Annotated in this window: 21 protein-coding genes; 13 read left to right on the top strand and 8 right to left on the bottom strand. The window is 66.9% G+C overall.

Annotation, left to right across the window (positions count from 1 at the left end):
* Window positions 1-13 precede the first annotated feature (13 nt).
* Entirely contained in the window at window positions 14-1,162 is a 1,149-nt protein-coding gene (locus tag ABTX78_RS14900; protein WP_352207198.1) for an LCP family protein, read from the top strand.
* A 275-nt stretch (window positions 1,163-1,437) separates the two neighbouring features.
* Entirely contained in the window at window positions 1,438-1,926 is a 489-nt protein-coding gene (locus tag ABTX78_RS14890) for a hypothetical protein (protein ID WP_352207197.1), read from the top strand.
* A 25-nt stretch (window positions 1,927-1,951) separates the two neighbouring features.
* Here ABTX78_RS14890 and ABTX78_RS14885 read toward each other — a convergent pair whose 3' ends face one another.
* The 3 genes from ABTX78_RS14885 to ABTX78_RS14875 form a co-directional block, all read right to left on the bottom strand.
* On the bottom strand, window positions 1,952-2,524 hold the full coding sequence (locus ABTX78_RS14885; RefSeq protein ID WP_352207196.1) for a DUF1990 domain-containing protein: 573 nt from the start codon (window positions 2,522-2,524) through the stop codon (window positions 1,952-1,954).
* A 142-nt stretch (window positions 2,525-2,666) separates the two neighbouring features.
* Window positions 2,667-2,864 carry a ferredoxin gene (locus ABTX78_RS14880; RefSeq protein ID WP_352207195.1) on the bottom strand — a complete coding sequence of 66 codons (198 nt, stop codon included), beginning with the start codon at window positions 2,862-2,864 and terminating at the stop codon, window positions 2,667-2,669.
* Window positions 2,865-3,032: 168 nt separating this feature from the next.
* Window positions 3,033-4,181, bottom strand: coding sequence for a PQQ-dependent sugar dehydrogenase (locus ABTX78_RS14875; protein ID WP_352207194.1), 1,149 nt, complete (start codon window positions 4,179-4,181; stop codon window positions 3,033-3,035).
* 408 nt (window positions 4,182-4,589) lie between these two features.
* Here ABTX78_RS14875 and ABTX78_RS14870 point away from each other — a divergent pair, with 408 nt between their 5' ends.
* Window positions 4,590-4,742, top strand: a complete 153-nt coding sequence (locus ABTX78_RS14870) for a hypothetical protein (RefSeq protein WP_352207193.1) — start codon at window positions 4,590-4,592, stop codon at window positions 4,740-4,742.
* 1,059 nt (window positions 4,743-5,801) lie between these two features.
* On the opposite strand, the gene ABTX78_RS14865 is transcribed toward ABTX78_RS14870, so the two are convergent.
* On the bottom strand, window positions 5,802-6,872 hold the full coding sequence (locus ABTX78_RS14865; RefSeq protein ID WP_352207192.1) for a pentapeptide repeat-containing protein: 1,071 nt from the start codon (window positions 6,870-6,872) through the stop codon (window positions 5,802-5,804).
* A 379-nt stretch (window positions 6,873-7,251) separates the two neighbouring features.
* Here ABTX78_RS14865 and ABTX78_RS14860 point away from each other — a divergent pair, with 379 nt between their 5' ends.
* From ABTX78_RS14860 to ABTX78_RS14850, 3 genes are all read left to right on the top strand, one after another.
* Window positions 7,252-7,920: an HAD family hydrolase gene (locus ABTX78_RS14860; protein WP_352207191.1), complete on the top strand. Its 669-nt coding sequence runs from the start codon at window positions 7,252-7,254 to the stop codon at window positions 7,918-7,920.
* A gap of 146 nt (window positions 7,921-8,066) precedes the next feature.
* Entirely contained in the window at window positions 8,067-8,465 is a 399-nt protein-coding gene (locus ABTX78_RS14855) for a hypothetical protein (protein ID WP_352207190.1), read from the top strand.
* A 2-nt stretch (window positions 8,466-8,467) separates the two neighbouring features.
* Window positions 8,468-9,187, top strand: a complete 720-nt coding sequence (locus ABTX78_RS14850) for a hypothetical protein (protein WP_352207189.1) — start codon at window positions 8,468-8,470, stop codon at window positions 9,185-9,187.
* Here ABTX78_RS14850 and ABTX78_RS14845 read toward each other — a convergent pair.
* The 4 genes from ABTX78_RS14845 to ABTX78_RS14830 form a co-directional block, all read right to left on the bottom strand.
* Window positions 9,162-10,031 (bottom strand): NAD(P)-dependent oxidoreductase, encoded by an 870-nt coding sequence (locus ABTX78_RS14845; RefSeq protein WP_352207188.1) that lies wholly within the window; start codon window positions 10,029-10,031, stop codon window positions 9,162-9,164. The two genes, ABTX78_RS14850 and ABTX78_RS14845, sit on opposite strands and share 26 nt — an antisense overlap.
* Window positions 10,028-10,615, bottom strand: a complete 588-nt coding sequence (locus ABTX78_RS14840) for a guanylate kinase (protein ID WP_352207187.1) — start codon at window positions 10,613-10,615, stop codon at window positions 10,028-10,030. The genes ABTX78_RS14845 and ABTX78_RS14840 overlap by 4 nt, the downstream gene beginning before the upstream one ends.
* Entirely contained in the window at window positions 10,612-11,628 is a 1,017-nt protein-coding gene (locus tag ABTX78_RS14835; RefSeq protein WP_352207186.1) for a P-loop nucleotide/nucleoside kinase family protein, read from the bottom strand. The genes ABTX78_RS14840 and ABTX78_RS14835 overlap by 4 nt, the downstream gene beginning before the upstream one ends.
* Window positions 11,629-11,862: 234 nt before the next feature.
* Window positions 11,863-12,234 (bottom strand): GntR family transcriptional regulator, encoded by a 372-nt coding sequence (locus tag ABTX78_RS14830; protein ID WP_352207283.1) that lies wholly within the window; start codon window positions 12,232-12,234, stop codon window positions 11,863-11,865.
* Between the two features lie 638 nt (window positions 12,235-12,872).
* Here ABTX78_RS14830 and ABTX78_RS14825 point away from each other — a divergent pair.
* The 7 genes from ABTX78_RS14825 (at window position 12,873) to ABTX78_RS14795 (ending at window position 17,703) form a co-directional block, all read left to right on the top strand.
* Window positions 12,873-13,166: a hypothetical protein gene (locus tag ABTX78_RS14825; RefSeq protein ID WP_352207185.1), complete on the top strand. Its 294-nt coding sequence runs from the start codon at window positions 12,873-12,875 to the stop codon at window positions 13,164-13,166.
* Complete coding sequence (locus ABTX78_RS14820) at window positions 13,163-14,137, top strand: DUF2637 domain-containing protein (RefSeq protein WP_352207184.1); 975 nt, start codon at window positions 13,163-13,165, stop codon at window positions 14,135-14,137. The genes ABTX78_RS14825 and ABTX78_RS14820 overlap by 4 nt, the downstream gene beginning before the upstream one ends.
* Window positions 14,137-14,520 carry an RRQRL motif-containing zinc-binding protein gene (locus ABTX78_RS14815; protein ID WP_352207183.1) on the top strand — a complete coding sequence of 128 codons (384 nt, stop codon included), beginning with the start codon at window positions 14,137-14,139 and terminating at the stop codon, window positions 14,518-14,520. The genes ABTX78_RS14820 and ABTX78_RS14815 overlap by 1 nt, the downstream gene beginning before the upstream one ends.
* Window positions 14,521-14,548: 28 nt before the next feature.
* Window positions 14,549-14,782, top strand: coding sequence for a hypothetical protein (locus ABTX78_RS14810; protein WP_352207182.1), 234 nt, complete (start codon window positions 14,549-14,551; stop codon window positions 14,780-14,782).
* A gap of 94 nt (window positions 14,783-14,876) precedes the next feature.
* Window positions 14,877-17,099, top strand: coding sequence for a cell division protein FtsK (locus tag ABTX78_RS14805; protein WP_352207181.1), 2,223 nt, complete (start codon window positions 14,877-14,879; stop codon window positions 17,097-17,099).
* A 141-nt stretch (window positions 17,100-17,240) separates the two neighbouring features.
* Window positions 17,241-17,495 carry a hypothetical protein gene (locus tag ABTX78_RS14800; protein WP_352207180.1) on the top strand — a complete coding sequence of 85 codons (255 nt, stop codon included), beginning with the start codon at window positions 17,241-17,243 and terminating at the stop codon, window positions 17,493-17,495.
* 19 nt (window positions 17,496-17,514) lie between these two features.
* Window positions 17,515-17,703, top strand: coding sequence for a hypothetical protein (locus tag ABTX78_RS14795; protein WP_352207179.1), 189 nt, complete (start codon window positions 17,515-17,517; stop codon window positions 17,701-17,703).
* Window positions 17,704-17,711 lie beyond the last annotated feature (8 nt).

The following is a 17,711-nucleotide window of genomic DNA, read 5'->3' as shown; positions in this document are numbered from 1 at the left end:
CGGACGGACAGGCATGCCGCACGAGAGCGGAGAACCGCACCAGCCATCCGGGCCAGGCGCCCCCACGCCGGAGCCCTACGGACCGGGCAGGGTGTACCGCTCTCGGGGCAGGGCACGACACCGGGCTCGGCGGAGGTCACTGCGGATCGCCGCCTGGACCGCCCTCGGTGTCGTGGCAGTCGGAGGCGGCGGCCTGGCCTACCTCTACTCGCAGCTCAACGGCAACATCCAGGGCACCGACATCAACGCGGCCCTGGGCAAGGACCGCCCCGGCGAGCAGCGCGACGGCTCGATGAACATCCTGCTGCTCGGCTCCGACTCACGAGCGGGCACCCACGGCCAGTACGGCTCGGGCGTCACCGGCGCCCGGTCGGACACGGCGATGGTGCTGCATGTCGACAAGTCCCACAAGAAGGCGAGTGTCGTCAGTGTTCCGCGCGACACTGTCGTGGAGCGGCCCGCGTGCGCCGAGCCCGGCGGCGGCACGGCCCCGGCCGAACACCGGGCGATGTTCAACGAGTCCTACCAGGTGGGCGGACCGGCCTGCACCGTGAAGACGGTGGAGAAGATGTCCGGCGTCCGCATGGACCACTACCTCGAAGTCGACTTCAAGGGTTTCACCAAGCTCATCGACGAGCTCGGCGGTGTGAACGTCACGACCAGCAAGGCCATCAAGGACGACAGCAGCCATCTGTCCCTGCCCGCAGGCAAGCACACGCTCAAGGGCGAGCAGGCGCTGGAACTCGTACGGACCCGTCACGGCGTGAGCGACGGCAGCGACCTCGGCCGCATCCAGCTCCAGCAGACGTTCATCAAGGCGCTGTTGCAACGCGTCGACTCCATCGGCCTGGCGAGCGACCCCACGAAGCTCTACGACCTGGCCGACACCGCGACCCGCACGGTCAGCGCGGACTCGGACCTGGCATCCGCGACGAAGCTGCTCGGCCTCGCGAAGGACCTCAAGGGCATCAAGCCCGACCGGATGCACATGGTCACCCTGCCCGTGACGTACGACCCCAAGGACCCGGGCCGCGTCGTACCGCTGAAGAAGGCCTCCCACGAGGTGTGGGACGCGCTGCGCGAGGACCGCCCGATCCCCGAGTCCGCGTCGGACAACTCGGTCGGCGACCGCGGTGACGCCCCGGTGAGAGCGGGCACCTGACGTTCCCGGGCAGCGTGGTACCCCGCGCCAGGGAAACTGACGGACCATCAGCAACGGAGGGCGCCCCCGACGCCGCGCATCCGCGTCCACGATCCGGGCCCCCGGGTCGCCAACCCGTTCCGCGAGAACATCTACACCGGCCGCCCGGCGGGCGGCACCACCCGCTGGACCTACGACACCCGCGGTCGGCTCGTCTCCGCCACGGGCGCGCTGGGCGCCGTGACCGCAGGTGCAGTGCGACTCGGCGAAGGACAGATGTGCGAAGCAATTCCCGAATGAAAGCACTCCTGGAGGAAACAGACCTCACGGACCTGGGGTCCCGGGACATCCCTCCCCTGTTCCGCGAGGTCGCGGAACGCGGATGGTCCACGACGGCCGGTGGGGCCCGTGTGCCGACCGATCTGCGTCCGGAGGGCCCGGCCGAATACTTCGACCGGCTCGCGGAGGAAACCACGGTCAACGGCCGGGGAATGACCGACTACGACCTCCCCACCGCTGCTCACGAGCACACGCCCCTCCTGCTGCGACGCTGCCTGGCGTACATCTGCGCCTGTCTGCGCGCGGCGGAGAAGGAGTTCGGGGACAGCGGGGTGAAGGGATACGTCTCCCTGTCCTTCGCCGACACCGAGGACGCGCTCCTCACCGCCAATGTCACCTTCTGCACACCGCTGCCCGACGTTCCCCCCTACATCGCGGATCTCGAGCAGGTGGAGAACGAAGCGGTGGCGGAGATCTCCGTGGAGGACTGCCGGCTCTGGTCATGAGGAGGCCAGGGCTGGATCGGTCTTTTCAGTCCTGCTTCGACGCGGGGTGCAGGAGGGCGCGCAGATACCGGCGCCGGTACCAGCGCTGCGCGAGCAGAAGCACCGGGAAAACGGTCCGCCACGGACCCGCGGGAGCCCGGCCGGTCAGCGACCGCAGCGTCAGAGTGACCCGCCCGTCGGGGTCGCGGCCCACCACGAAGGACTCCTCTCCGGACACCGGATGGCCGGGCAGCGTGCCGTAGGCGAAGCCGCACCTGTCGGCGGTGTCGACGACGGCGACCACCCGCACCGGCTCATGAACGGCCGCCGGCCCCCACGCCGCCGTGATCCGGTACTCGGCCCCCTCGACGACCCGCTCACCGGCGCCCGCGAGCGGAGTGACGCGGAAGCCGCTACGGCGCTTGATGCCCCAGCGCAGCACGGCATCGGAGGCGGCGCGCCAGTCGCTGTCCCCGTGCCCGACGACCACGGTCCGTTCAAAGCGGCGGTAGCCGGGTATTCCCGCGGTCCAGCTGCCGTCCCCGGGACAGGTAGCGCCGGCGGGAGCGTAGGTGAGATGGCGCGTGCCCGCCGGTCGGTCCGATCTGTCCGAGGGCATGACGGGCTCCTGTGACGACGGCTGTGCTGACGGCTGGCCGCTGAGCCCAATGGGGGTGGGCGTCGGGGCCGGGCGCCGGGTCGGCACCACCCCGTATTCCACGCCCGGCGTCCCACGGCATCAACGGCCGGCTGCCCGCACCTCAGTCGGTGATGGTGACGGCCTGCACGGGGCAGCTACGAGCAGCTTCCTTCAGCAGCGAGTCGCCCTCCCCGCCCTCGCGGCCGGCCAGGACGACCCCGTACCCGTCGTCATCCTGGGTGAAGATGCTGGGGGCGGTCAAGGCACACATGCCCGACCCGATGCACGTGTTGCTGTCGATGCTCACTCTGGTGGTCACAAGCTCGTCCCTTCGAGTTCGGTGCGCACGAGGCCTCGTACGGGAGGAGTGGTTCCCTGCCGCAGGTGCCGGTGAGGCCGAACGCCGCGCGCGTCACCCGTTCGGGCGCAGCGCCGGCGGGGGCGGAACCCCCACCGGCGCTGCGCAGCCGGACCCTTTCGGACCCGTTTACGCAGGGTCGAGGCGGTGGATGCTGCCGCCGATGTCGAGGACGTACAGCTCACCGCAGCCGTCCTGCACGAAGGAGATGACCTCACCGCCGCTGACGCCGAGGTCGCTCTCGCCGGTCACCTTGCCGTCCTTCATCTGCAGGGCGCGGACGGTGCCGTCGCAGTAGTCGCTGAACAGGTACTGCCCCTTCAGGGCCGGGATCGCCTTGCCGCGGTAGACGAACCCACCGGTCACGGAGCAGCCCAACCCGTTACGGCCGTACTCGTGAACGGGCGGCACATGGTTCGCCGGCTCGGTTCCACCGCGGAAGGGATGGGTGCCCTCCATCTCGGACCAGCCGTAGTTCTCGCCACCCTTGCTGCCCGCCGAGGCCCAGTCGATCTCCTCCCAGTCGCTCTGGCCGACATCGCCGATGAGCATGTCGCCGGTCCCGGCATCGAAGGAGAACCGCCACGGGTTGCGCAGCCCGTACGCCCAGATCTCGTCCTTGGCGTTCGGGTCACCCACGAAGGGATTGTCCGCCGGGATCGCGTACGGCTTCGCACCCCTCGGGTCGATCCGCACGATCTTGCCGAGCAGGGTGTCGAGGTTCTGCCCGTTGCCATGCGGGTCCCCGCCCGAACCCCCGTCGCCGAAGGCGATGTAGAGGTAGCCGTCGGGGCCGACCTTGATGTCCCCGCCATTGTGATTCGCGTACGGCTGCGTCTGGGTGAGGACGGTGCGCCGGGTGTTCTTCTGAATGCTGCCGTTCCGCACGGCGAACTCGTCGATGGTGCTGGTGCCTTCGAGGTCCGTGTACGAGATGTAGAAGTACCAGAACCGCTTGTCGAACGCGATACCGAGCAGCCCGCGTTCCCCGTCGACGGTGGTCTCCTTGGAAATGTCGAGCACGGGCGCGCCGAGCCCCCTGCTGTCCAGAACCCGTACGGTCCCGGCCCGCTCGGCAATCCACACACTCCCACCGGGCCCGGCGGCACCGGCGGACGGATTCTTGGCGGTGGCAACGTGCTTGAGAGCGACCGCGGCCGCCTTGGAAGGGGCTTTCGGCGTCGCGCCGGACTCGTCGGCGGAAGCGGTGGACAAGGCGAGGGATGCAACAAGACAGATGGTGCCGATAATCGCGGAGCTTCGGGTGCGAACGTTCACCGTGACCCTCCTGAGGCGGCGCATGGGGAGTTCACCCGGCTGCTGGGCAGAGTGGTGCGTGGGGGTAGGGGGTCGCCCGCGCCAGCACGCAACCTGGGTGGGGGATGGTGTGCCACTGGCTGGGGGCGAGACTACTGGGGGAGGGGGGTGCTGGCCTAGACCAATGCGGGCCATGTCTGGGGGAGTTGGGCGTTCGTGCTTCGCGTTCTGCGGCTGTTCCGGCGTTCAGGTACCGATAAGCCAGCCCCGGAGGCTTCGCGAGTCGAGGACTGAGAGCACGGGAGCCAGGCACTGGTGGGCCGTACCGAGATCGTCGCCTACCCGCTGCGATGCTCCGGTCCCACTGGAAGGTGTCCGGGGCAGCCCAAGGACGGTCGGCTCTTCCCGCGTCCTGCCTGATGCGGGGAGTTGCGGAACGAGCCGCTCGACGTACTCGCGCATCTGGCAGGAGGCCTGGGCGCTTCCGCCGGCGTGCTGCTGACCCGCTACGCGAAGTGCCTCGACGGACGGCAGGACGTCGCCAACCGGCGTATCGAGGACCTGCTGCGCGAGTACGAGTAGACACCCCTGACCGCCTCCGAGTCCCCTGGTATCAGGTCGATTCCGGGGGCCTCGTCGTTACTCCACGTCTCAGCGTATCGGGTAGTCGATCTCCGTAATGTCCTTCGCAAGGTCTGCCAGGACGATCTCCGAAATCAACGCGCGGGCGCCTTCATCGGCCCGGAGGACGCGAGGAGAAGACGTGACGAGCGGTCTCCACGTCGACCGGGACCTCGTAGTAGTCCTCAGCCCACCGTCGGAACGCTTCCGATGATCGATTCGGAAACTTTTCCCAAAGCCTATTGACTCGGCAGATAGGCTGCCTAATCTGGTTAATAAGCCATAACACCGAAAGAGTCACAAAGTCGATGAGGACGTCTAGTCGGCGGAGTGCCTTGGACAGGATGTGGTCCAGGCCCCCGGCAAGCCGGCGCGATACCGAAGTGACAGTGACGACTGAAGCTCCAGGACACGTGCAGCACTACCGGGGACTGTTTTTGCCCTCACAGCCTTCGCAGCGCGGTTGGGTCGCGGTGCGAAGGCTGCGCCATGACCACGAAGCCGCCCATCGAGGTCGGGGGCGACACACTGCGGGCGTCCTGGGGCTGCTGGGGGTGACCACCACGTCGCCATGTGCGCGCCCTTTTCAGGGTGTCCCGAGTGTCAGGCCCTCAGCTGTCCAGAGACCCTCCTGTTTCCTGGGGCTCACCTGCGGCGATGCCTCAAGATCCCGTCCACGCCTCGTCCATAGGACTCGACATAGGGCTGCTGTGGGCGACATACGCCTGCACACGCAAGAAGACCCCGCTCTCAGCGAAAGCGCTGATGGCGGGGTCTTTGGGCACCTGATCCAAGGTGCCCCCGGCAGGATTCGAACCTGCGCACACGGCTCCGGAGGGCATGCCGCTGCCCGCCAAGAGACAGGGTCTGACCTGTGCGTTCTCTGCGGCTACCTCAGCGTGGAGGCAATCTCTATCGCATACCGCGCACAGAGTCCGAGGGAGGCATGCCACTTGCCCTCCGACGGGGTGCTGCTGCCTCCGTTCCCGCGGTTGTCCGCGATGTAGAGGAGCAGCTGGGTCAGTGCGACCGCTCGTTCCGCGAGTCTGCCAATTCAATCTCGCAGGCTTGGATGCGGGCGCTGATTCTGATGTCCTCCGCGTTGAGATCAATCGGCAGTTTCGTATCGCGATAGAGGTAGGTGTAGATCAGCGTTCTCGCCTTGACGCGCTTGGCGTCTCGCAGGTTGGTTCTCCTCAGCAATGCTCCGTCGAGGTCGGCGAAGGCTAAGAGAGCTCCGGCCAGTTGGGCATCGCTGATGTCTGAGTACCGCAGGTCGGCAAAGGTGAGTTGAGCGTTCTGTAGAGATGCGCCTTGAAGGCATGCACCTTTCAGGTCAGCATGATGGAGATTCGCCCAGCGCAGGTCGATCCCCGTGAGGTCGTAGTCGCATAGTCGGCAGTATGAGAGGTCTGTTGGCACACTCTGCCGTTGTTCGTCAGGCCGCCGCGTGAGTACTTTGAGCGCTGCGCTGACCTCTTGGTTCAGCCGTGGGAGCCTGTTGTGGTGACGCTTGCAAGGCGGGCCTAGGTCGGCACCGAGACTATCGTCCTTGGGAATGGGATAGCCGTCGCCGGTCTCTTCGAGTTTGGTCTGGATGAAGGCGGAGAGTACCTCGACGACGGTGGGATGGTCTCGCGCACTGTCTTTCATGACTCGTTCGAGAGCGTAGATGCCGCCGAGCTGTTGTGTGAGGTTGTCGCTGCTCAGTAGCTTGACCGCCTCAACGTAGCGTTCGGTGACTTGGCCTTCGCGGGTGAGGTCGGCTTGTTCCCGGTCCTTCTTGCGTGCGTGGTGGAACTGTTCTTGGCTGTGTTCGTAGAGTCTTTCGGCGTGGTGATGGCTGCGGTGTGTGTACCAGAGGCCGACCCCGGTGAATACGCCGGCGGCGATGGCGATGAGCATGGTACGGAAGCCAGTGACGATGATTCCTGCGGAGGGCACAAGGTCGCCGTTCTTGGTGTGGAGGTGGCGTCTTTCCATCCACCAAGGCCCCCAGATGAGGGCGGCGATGAAGAGGATGGCGCCGGCCGCTGCTGCGGCCCAGATCCACCAGGGGCGCCGACCGGTGGCGGGTTGCTCGTCGCTCATGGCGGCATGATGTCCGTCGGCGGTGGGAGGGATGCCCCGAAGAAGGCGATCCAGAGGAAGAGTTGAGGTTTCCGAGTGGGTTCGACTGGCGTGATCGCGGCTACACCCGGGCGGAGCCGAGACCGTGACCGAGGGCGTCCCACCGCTTCGTGGCTTGCCCGCCCACACAGAACGCACGACCTCTTCTTCCCGAACGCGATTTCGCAGGTAGCTGACCGTGTGGGGCGAGCGAATGGCAAGGCCTGGCGGCCTGTGTTCCGTCCGTGGTTGTCCGCGACGGTCCGGTGCGAAGTGCTGCGGTTGGCCCCCTCTTTGGCCCCCCGCGGAGCCTCCTGGAACGGCCGTGAGGCGCCCGCCATCGGTGGCGTAGCGTCGCTGTGTGCTGGCACTTTTCGATCTCGACGACACCTTGGTTGACCGATGCGGGGGCTTGGAGGACTGGGCCCGCGGCTTCGTGCGGTCGCGGCGACTGCCCGCGGCCGCGCAGTCCGTCATCTGCGAGCGGCTCCGGCAGCGGGCCTACCCGGCAGACTTCGTCCATCTGCGGGATGCACTCGGGCTCAGCGACGACCCGGGCGACCTATGGCGCGAGTACGTCGACGGCATCGCTCGGTCGGTTCGCTGCTCCCCAGGGGTACTGGAGGGCCTTGAGGTGCTGCGCGCTGAAGGGTGGACACTCGGCATCGCGACGAACGGCGCGGGGGACATCCAACGGGCCAAGCTCGCGGCTTCCGGACTCGCGCTGCACTTCGACGGTATTTGCGTGTCCGAGGAGGTCGGAGCCAGGAAGCCAGCGCGTGAGCACTTCGACGCTGCCGCCGCACTGTGCGGTATGAGCCTGAGCGCCGGCGGGTGGATGGTCGGGGACAACCCTGCGACGGACATAGCAGGGGGCCGCGCGGCGGGGCTTCGTACAGTGCTGGTATCCGGCGGTCGTGAGCGGACCGGGGACTCTTTCGACTCCCACCTTGTGGTGCGTGTTGCAGCGGAGGCAATCGCGGTGATTCGGGCGTCGACTGGAGGTCCGTCTAGCCACCGATTGATTTAAGCCGTCTAGGTAGTCAAATGGGCCAACTCGACTGAGGAAAGCATCAGTTGATTGCGAAGGGGTGGGTTGACGCCCTGGTCTGAGGGGAGCATCGATCCGTCAGTGACACGGTGCATGCAGGCATTGCCGGGGAGGGCCCTTACGTCATGCTCGATGAAGCAGCCATCGCTGTCGCCACCGGTGCGGCCAGTAGCGTTATTGCCTACCTTGCCCAGGGACGTCTCGACGCCGTACGCGCCAGGATCGCTGCGATCTTCCGGCACGGGGGCGCGAGCAGCGAGGCAGAGGCGGTACAGGCCCTGGTCGATACCTCTTCAGCCCTGTCCCAACAAAGGATCAATCAGGCTGAAGCAACCGCGCGTTGGGCAGGCCTACTCACCGCAGCCCTTGCGGCCCACTCCGAGACCCGTCCAGACATTGAGGCCCTGGCCTCCGCGGCTCCCCCCAACAAGACGGTCAACATCGGGTCTCAGCACAACTACGGCAGCGGCACGTTCGTCGGGGGCGACAATCACGGCAGTATCGGACCTGGCAGCGCGGGGTAGCGGTGACGAAAGAACAGGAACCGAGCGGCTCCGACGCGGAAGTTGTCGAGCAGCACAACCACGGGTCCGGCGCCTTCGTGGGACGCGACAATAATGGCGTCATTCGCATCGAGGCACTCGACGCGAAGACAAAGGCCTACTTGGGGCATATATCCAAGGACGCGCCTGCACTTGGCGCGCTACTCCGTAAGTCACTTCGCGAGGGCACTATCTCTCCGGACACCGCCAGTCAACTTATGATGGCGGCTCGGAGCATCAACGAGGATGTGGCTCGCTCCTTGTGGGAGGCTTCACGCCACATCAACGAGGACGTCGCGCACTCCTTGTGGGAGGCTTCACGCCGGATTAACGAGGATGTGGCCGGGCAGATATCGCGGGCCGCAGACAACCTGGCGAAGGTGTCCGATCATCTGCAGCCTGACGACTTTTCCAAGGTCGTAACCAGATTCGAAGCGGGCCTAGTAAATCTAGAAAGGCTAACGAAGAGCGTCGACGAACTGCGAGCCTTGACCGGCGAGATCGAGCGGCTCCAGGGTTCGGACCGGCCCTTTGGTCGAATCGAGCACATCGGAGTCGCTCTTAGCGGGGCGGCTGAGCGAATTGAAGCCACTGTGACACCGCCGCGACCGCGTCTCATCGTTGACAAGGGGGCGCAAGCCAAAGCGTTCTTCTGGGGTCTCGGTATTGGGATGGCGTTCATCTTCTATCTCTGGCAGAGGTAGAAGTGCCATGTTGGCCCTCGTGTAGGTGCCTGAGTGCATCGTGGGTACTGAGGGACGAATCTTTGGATTCGTTCCATCGGCTCATAATTGCGGCCGATGCTTCAGCCAGACAGGCCGGAAGCCCGCTTTCGCGCAAGGCATCCGCCACCTCCAGCATCTCGGGGCCCCAGCGCCATGACCGCGCGGCCACTTTCGGGATGTAGTCGGTATCGGCGAGGTAGCTGGTAGTGCGACCCTGCGCGATGTGGAATAGCTCTTCCTCCACACCGTAGTCACTGGCAAGGGCATACGAGACCGCGGCGAGTACCCGGCTCGTCTTCTGGTAGCTGCTGTAGGACAGCTTTAGCGCCGAGGCGCGGCCGATTCCGCCGGAGAGTGCGTGCGCGTGAACCGCCGACCCCGTGAAGAGCGATGCCACAGAAGCCAGTGCATCTTCCGGCCCTGACAGATAGAGGCGGGGAGACTTCGAGTCGGACGGAGGCGAGCCGATGATGGAACCGTCTACGACCGTCGCGCCGCCCCGGGCCGCGATAGCGCATACACGCGCCATCGTGCCCGGAGAAATGGCGTTGCCGTCCACGTAGATACCCGCGAATCCTTGAGCCGCGACCTCCACCGCTATGTCCTCCGCATGCGCCGGCGGACAGATGCTGAGGATGACGTCGGCCGTGTCCACCAGCTCTCGCAGTTCGCTAGCTGCGGACAGTCCGTACCTGAGGGCTCGATTTCTCGTCGCAGAGCTGCGCCCGGTCGGGCACCACAGAACCTCCGCCCCGCTGAGCCTGGCCTGTGCTGCCATCGCGGCGCCCATGCTCCCCGGGTGCAAAACTCCGACGACTGTCATCCGACGAGCCCCCGGATATCGCGCACTTCGGCAGGCGCGTCGGCCAACCGCGCTTCGTCGATGGCCTGTGCTGCCTGAGCCGCGCTGAGCTGATCGGTTCGGATGACGAGTGACCAGGGCTCTGCGGCATGGTCCAAGAGATCCTGCCGGGTCTCGTGCCAGACCTTGAGCCGGGTGTCCAAGTCCTTGTCTTCGCGGCCACGGCAGCGAAGACGCGTCACGTCTGCGGGGCACCACAGGAGTACCCGCACCCAGTGGATCGGGTGGGCCGCGACCGCACGGGCTCCGGCGACCTGACCCATGTGGAGGACCGGGATACGCCCCGAGTCGACAAGCGCGGAAACCTCGCCTCGGTCGATGGCGTACTGCGCGTCGTACCGGCTGTTGTGGTACAGGACCTGTCCGGCCTGTGCCAGTTCCTCAATGTGCTCGGCTGTCGTGAGTCGATACCCCGTGGTCCGCCCGGGGCCCGCCTTAAGCCGGCGAAACAGTGCGAACTCCGGCCGCAGAGCGGACAGTTCGGCTGTGATCGTGTCTTTGCCGGATCCGGGAGGGCCGTAGAGGATCACGCCGGAAGGGCTCATAGTCCGCCACCGCTCAGTACGTCGCGGGCTTCGTCGACCAAGGCCACAGCGGCGCCAAGCCGGTTGTCGACGACGAAGTGCGGGCCCTGCGGGCGCATCTTCAGGTCGAGTCCCGACACGTATTCGTCCCAGGATTCCATCTTCCAGGCGTCACGTGCCGCTCCGCGGAACTCCATATACTCGCGCATGGACTCTGGGTCGCACTCGACCCATATGGTTGCGACGGATACACGCTTTGATCGGCAGCGGTTTTGGAAGCGCTGCATCCATTCGACTTGGGAGAATTCGGAGATGAATGGAGCGTCCAGGATCGTTGAAATTCCGCAATCCACATTGTCCCATGCGGCTTCCATGAGGCATCGGTATTCGAGCGGTCGAACCTTTTCTCGGTAAAGCGCCGAACTCCGGTCGTGAGCCTCTCCGCCCAGTGCGACCAAGAGTTGGTCCACCAGCGGACGCGTCAACGAGTCCTTGTCCAGGATGGGCCAGCCGGTGAGCCCTCCGAGGAACTTTGCGAACTCCGACTTCCCCGACCCTGCATACCCTCCGACGAGCATCACGGTAGGGCCGTCGGCACTCCCCCCTGCGGTGTGGCGACGCCATGCGTCGACCACGCGATTGCGCAGAGCCTCGCCGTCCACACCGTCGGTACCTTCGCGAATGCTGCTGAGCGCTTGACGTACTGCGTCCGGTTGGTCAGGGAGCCTTCGCTCAGCGGAAGTGGGCGCCGGTACGGATTCCACCGGGGCATCCTCTCCGGGCAGGGCCATACGGAAGCCGAGTTGAGCTTCGTTGCGACGATAGAGGCGGCAGTATGCCCGGCGGTAGTGCGGACCGGGATATACCGAACCCTTTTCGTGGCCCCAGATTGTTTGGAAGTTTGCGGCAATATTGAAGCCGTGACGCTCCGCGATTTCACGCAGTTTCTCCCCCGTGTCTTCCAGGGTGAGCCCTATTTCCTCGCGATGCATTCGCAGGAGATCCGGCTTCCAATCCGGGTGCTTCCGAGCCATCTGCCCCTCCTAGATAGCTGGTCGGAGCCGCGAGTGTAGCGGCTCGACTAGGCCTATGGAAATTCGTGATAGCGCATGTGTAAGCGGATGTATAAAAGCGCTTGGATTTTCTCGGGTAGTGGGACGTGATACAGGTTTTCGCGCCGCGGATGTGAAGTAGTGCACACACCGAACGAGGAGCTTTAGATGCCCCGCGACGCGACGATTGAAGGCCCACCCGGGCTTGCCGGAAGGTCAACTCCCACCCAGCGTTGCGACGCGTTGACGCAGCTCCCCAACCTCGCTCTGCAGCTCCCCAACCTCGCTCCGCAGTTGCGCGACTTCATCGCGCAGTTTGGCCACGGTCCCGACCGGATCGGCGAGCTGTGCGGCGCGGCTGGCGTCGGGAGTCAAGAAGGCACCCTTGCCCTGGTGGCTCACCGCGAGGCCGTCCGTCGTCAACTGCCGGATGGCGGCGCGGGCGACGGTCACTGTGACCTCGTACGTCTTCTGGAGCTGTGCGAGCGAGGGGAGTTGACCGGTGTCGGCGAACTCGCCATCCGCGATACGGCGCCGCAGGTCATCGGCCACCTGTTGATAGGCGAACTTGCCGGTCCACTCGACCATCTGCACCCCAAGTCTCGTCTCGGTCTCTGCCTCATAGTGCCTAAGCCGCAGAGGTAGAACCAGCGTCCCACGCTGCTTGTTCCGCGACGAAACTTGACGCACTCTGCCTCATAGTGCACTCTGAGGCAGAGTTGGAGTCGCTCACCCCGGAAGGGGCTGAGTGCCGGAACAGCCTGTTTGACCTGCACGAATGCACAGGGCGGGGACGCTGCAATCCCGCTAAAGGCCAGAAATCAGGGCTTCGGCCCGACTGGCGAGGTGGCCCGGTGACCGCGAGCAACGGCCGGAGGGTGGGGACATCGGTCCCCCTTGCAGTGCTCAACCCTTGTTGTTCGAGCGGAGAGGAGTTCGCGTTCATGCGCACCTTAAAAATCTTGGCGTCGCCGGGCCGGCCGGATTGGCGGCGCCGTTCCATCCCTCGTTCGCGAGCAGCGCTGGCGCGCCGTGAACAACCGGTCGATTCCTCAACGTTCCGCAGCGCCCAACGGGTGCTGCGGCCGGTTGCCTCCTCCGCCTGTCTTGTACGGGCGGGGCTGAGGGGAGCCGGCAGCTCTCTGGTCTCCAAACGGCGCGCGGCCCCGGTGCTGGAACACCGGGGCCGCTGTTCGGGCCGTTCCACTGCGAAGGGATCACGACCCATGAAGAACATCGTTGCTGGTCATGTGGCTGTTACCGCCACAGAGTTCGTAGAGCTCGCGCTCGGCACCCCGCTGGATCTGTGGCTGGGTGTAGAGGGCGAAACCGAGCAAGAACGCGCGGCTCGTCTTGATGCTGCGCGGGACATCCTCACCGCCTACCCGGAGCTCCCCGACGACGTCAGCCGGGTTGCTGCGGAAGCGATCGAGGCGTTCGCCCCGGAACTGTTCAACGTGATCACGCTGCCGCGGCCTGCCGGTCGTCGTCGGCCGCGCCGCAGGGCGGTGGCGGCATGACCACCGCGACCGAGATGGCGCGGCCGCAGGTGCCGCCGCTGTCCCGCCCGGAACAGGGTCTGGCCGGTCTGGGTGCGGTTTCCGCGGCCGGGGTCGGCGCGCTGGGCCTGGTGGCGTCGTTCGATGCCGTGTCGGCTGCCGCTCTGGAGTGGGGCTTCACCTCGCCGTGGATGCTGCCGGTCGGTATCGATGTGGCGATCCCGGTGTTCACGGTGGCCAACCTGCTGTTGATCCGGATGGATATGGCGCTCGCGTGGGTGCGGTTCGTGCCCTGGGTGCTGACGCTGATCACGTGCGGGCTGAACGTCGCGGCCGGGCATGGCATGTGGGCGAAGGTGGCTCACGGAACGATGCCGCTGCTGTGGGTGGTGTTCTCCGAAATCGGAGCCCACATCTACGCCGTCCGCATCGGCGCGGTGACCGGCCGCCGGATGGACAAGATCCGGTTCGGCCGCTGGCTGCTGGCCTTCCCCTCCACGTTCGCTCTGTGGCGGCGGATGACGCTGTGGGAGATCACCTCCTACGCGGTGGCGCTGGAGCGGGAGAAGGAACGGCAGTTGGCGCGTGCCGAGCTGCGCGAGACCTACGGGCGACGGTGGCGCAAGCACACCCCGCAGCGCACACAGGTACTGCTCAAGCTCGGAGAACTGGCCCCCGCGGGTGTGCCGGCCGATCCGGAGCGCGAGCCCGACCTGGCGGGAGACCCGAAGCCGAAGCCGCGGCGGCCCCGTCAAGCCAAGCCGAAGGGCAAGGCCACGCGCACTCCGGCCGAGATGCTGGCCGCGGCGCGCGAACTCACCGCGGGCTGGTCGGATACGGAGCTGACGGCGGACCGGATCCGCACCACGGTGCGGGTGTCCGCGGCAAACGCGCGCATGATCCGCGACACGCTCAAGACCGAGCGGGCCGCGGGGAACGCCGTTACCGATTCTCGTCAGATGGACGTAGCCGCTGAGGCGGTAGCGGCCTGATGTCGCCGACGTTCGGCAAGTGCTTCGACCCGACCGGCACCACCTATGGCATCCCGACGTACCCGTGGCAGTACGCGCCGGTCGGGCACGCTACCCGCCGTCAGCTCCGGGCCCGTGGCCTACGGCCCGGTGGGCAGCCGATCGCCGCGCAGGTCATGCGCCGCCGCCGGGGCCGCAAGTCCGGGGTCCAGGTCGCCTACCTCTACCGGATCGACCGCGCGAAGCCGGTTCGGCCGATGACGTCGCGGAAGTGGGGCGCGCTCGCTCTGGCGATGCTCGCCCGCCGCACCTGCCCCGTCTGCCAACTGGACGCCGGGTACTGCATCCCGACCTCGCTCGGCACGTGCGTGCCCTGTGCCTTTCCCGAACAGCGCGCCGCCTGAACACCTCATCCGCGCAAGGAGATTCGCTGTGATCGGCAAGACCGCTTGGCCCGCCAACGTGCTGTACCGGTTCCCGACCATCGTCGGGGCCACCGTCGACGTGATCCCGCAGCCGAGTGCGAACTACCCGGACCGCCACGCGTCCGTCTGCCAGGGCTGCGACGAGACGTACGACAACCCCGCGTGCGGGATGCACCAGCTCAAGGGCTGGGCGCAGGCGCACCCCGAGACCTGCCGCGCACTGCCCCGCCCCACCGCGTGACCCGTACGGCTTCGCTCACCGGGGCCCGGACGGTCGGCCGTCGAAAGCGCCGTCCGGGCCCCTTCCAACCCCGTGTCCCAGGGAGGGACGTTCAGTGAATCACGACGACGAGAACGAACTCTTCAACCGACTCGAAGCCGACATGGAACCCGACTCGGGTGCGGAGGTAGTCGACTTGGGCAAGGCCCGATCCGCCCGGACCGAGTCGGCCAACCCTGCACCCGACCAACTCACCGACCAGCGGGGTGACGAGTCGGCAGACCCGGACGCACGGGTGATGGTCGACCAGCCGACCGCGACCGCGGCCGGTCCGGGCTATCTCGGTCGGCTGATGGGCGCGCGTCGTCGGGACGTCATCCCGGTGTGGCTGCGGTCGGCCGCTGAGCTGAAGACCGCCGCAACCTGGGTGGCCCGGCACTACGCGCATGCGGCCGGGTATCACGCGCTCCGTTCGCCGGTCTACGCCGCCCGCCTCACGCTCCAGTCCCCGGCAGGTGCCGCCAAGTTCATCGGCGGCACGCTGCGGTGGGTGGCCGACCGTGAGGGTGAGCCGGTCCGCCTCGCGGCCGTGCGGCGCGAGGATGCTGCCGAGTACCTGAAGCTGTCCCGGCAGCGCGACGGACGGGTACGGCTCCGGACGCTGATCAGCGTGCTGGCGATGTTCGTCGGGATGGGTGCTGCGCTGGCCATCTACGTCCTGGCCCCGGGGTGGCTGCAACTGGTGTCGGTGTCCGCGCTGGTGATGGCGCTGGGGTTCAACGGCCGGCAGGCCGATGCCCCGGTCATTCACCGCGCGGTGGAGATGCCGAAGGCGGTCAAGCTCACCAGCGACATCGTGCTGCGAGCGCTGGGCGCGCTGGGCATTCCGGCGATCAACCAGGCGCAGGGCAAGGGGAAGGACGGGTTCGAGTTCACCGCCCCGATCACCCGCGACGGTCCCGGCTGGCGCGCGGAAGGCAACCTGCCGTACGGCGTCACGGTCACGGACATCATCGAGCGGCGGGAACGCCTCGCCTCGGGGTTGCGCCGGCCGCTGGGCTGTGTGTGGCCGGAGGCGGTGAGCCATGAGCACACCGGGCGGCTGGTGCTGTGGGTCGGCGACCAGGACATGTCCACCGCGGCAAAGCCTGCCTGGCCGCTGGCCAAGTCCGGGACAGTGGACCTGTTCAAGCCGGTCGCGTTCGGCACCGACCAGCGCGGCCGCTGGGTGGAGATCACGCTCATGTACATCGCGGCCGTGATCGGCGCGATCCCCCGCATGGGCAAGACCTTCCTCCTGCGTCTGCTGCTGCTCATCGCCGCATTGGATGTGCGGGCTGAGCTGCACACCTACGACCTCAAGGGCACCGGCGACCTCGACCCCGTCGGCGAGGCGGTCTCCCACCGGCACCGGGCCGGTGAAGACGACGAGGACATCGAGTACGCGCTCGCGGACATGCGGGAGCTGCAAGAGGAGCTGCGCCGGCGGGCGAAGATGATCCGCTCTCTGCCGCGGGACATCTGCCCTGAGTCCAAGGTGACCAGTGTGCTGGCGGACAAGAAGTCGCTGGGGCTGCACCCGATCGTGGTCGGGGTCGACGAGTGCCAGAAGTGGTTCGAGCACCCCGATTACGGCAAGGAGCTGGAACAGATCTGCACCGACCTGGTCAAGCGCGGGCCGGCCACCGGCATCGTGCTCCTGCTCGCCACCCAGCGCCCGGACGCCAAGTCCCTGCCCACCGGCATCAGCGCGAACGCGTCGGCCCGTTTCTGCCTCAAGGTCATGGGCCAGTTGGAGAACGACATGGTCCTCGGCACCTCCTCCTACCGGCGCGGGGTGCGGGCCACGATGTTCAGTTGGGCGGACAAGGGCATTCACTACTTCATGGGTGAAGGCGCCGACGCCCGGATCGTCGCCGCGTCCAACATCGACGCCCCCGCCGCCGAAGCCATCGGCCTGCGGGCCCGCGCGCTGCGCGAGACGGCAGGGACGCTGTCCGGGCACGCGCTCGGAGAAGCCTTCGAACCCACCGCCACCACCTCGACCACCCTGCTAGCGGACATCCTCGCGGTGATCCCCGAGAAGGAAGCGAAGGTCTGGAACGAGACCGTGGTGGAGCGCCTGGCGGAGCTGCGGCCCGAACTGTACGGGGAGTGGGCCGACATGAGCGGCGAGGAGCAGACCGCGCACCTGACCGCGATGCTCAAGCCGTACGGCATCGCGGCCGGGCAGGTGGGCCGCCGCATCGACGGGAAGTTCGTCAACAAGCGTGGCATCAAGCGCGCCGACATCACCGCCACGGTCGCGGAGCGTGACGGCAAGCGGGACGCGGGCTGACCATCCGGGGCCGCTATCGATAGCGCCGGCACCTGCTATCGATAGCAGCCCCGATAGCACCCGAAACGCTGTCTGATCAGGCCGCTAGCGCATAGCGGCCCACCTGCGAAAACCCCTGAAACCCGCCTGGGAGGGCCCGTCATGACCCCTGCCCTGTTCGCTATCGCCTGCCTACTCGCCGTCACTGTCGGTTACAGCGGCTTGTGTGCCGCGTCGCCGTTCGGGCCCTGCCGCAAGTGCCGAGGCTGGGGCTTCGAGATGAAGACCGACCGCAAGGGCCGCCTCAAGCGCGGCCACGACTGCCGCCGCTGCAAGGCCACCGGCAAGCGCATACGCGTCGGCCGGCACCTCTACAACCTGTGGGCCGCAACCTACCGCGCCGGCACCCGCCCCTGACTCGAAAGGAGGTCCGGCCGTGGCCGTGACCGTTTCCCTCGTCGCCCTGTTCGGGCTGGTCCTGTTCTTCCTGCTGCGCTCCAAGACCCTCGGCTACGGCTCGGCATTCATCGCTGCGATGTTCGGGTTCTACCTGGCCTCCACGGGCGCGTCCGGCCCCGTGAACGAGCTGTCCGCGGCTGTCATCGACGCCATCGGGAATCTCTAGGAGGCAGC

The sequence above is a fragment of the Streptomyces sp. NPDC096193 genome (genome assembly GCF_040302905.1).
In the GTDB taxonomy this organism is placed as follows: Bacteria; Actinomycetota; Actinomycetes; order Streptomycetales; family Streptomycetaceae; genus Streptomyces.
The sequence above is the reverse complement of the archived record's forward strand: the minus strand, read 5'-3'. Positions and strand labels throughout refer to the sequence as shown.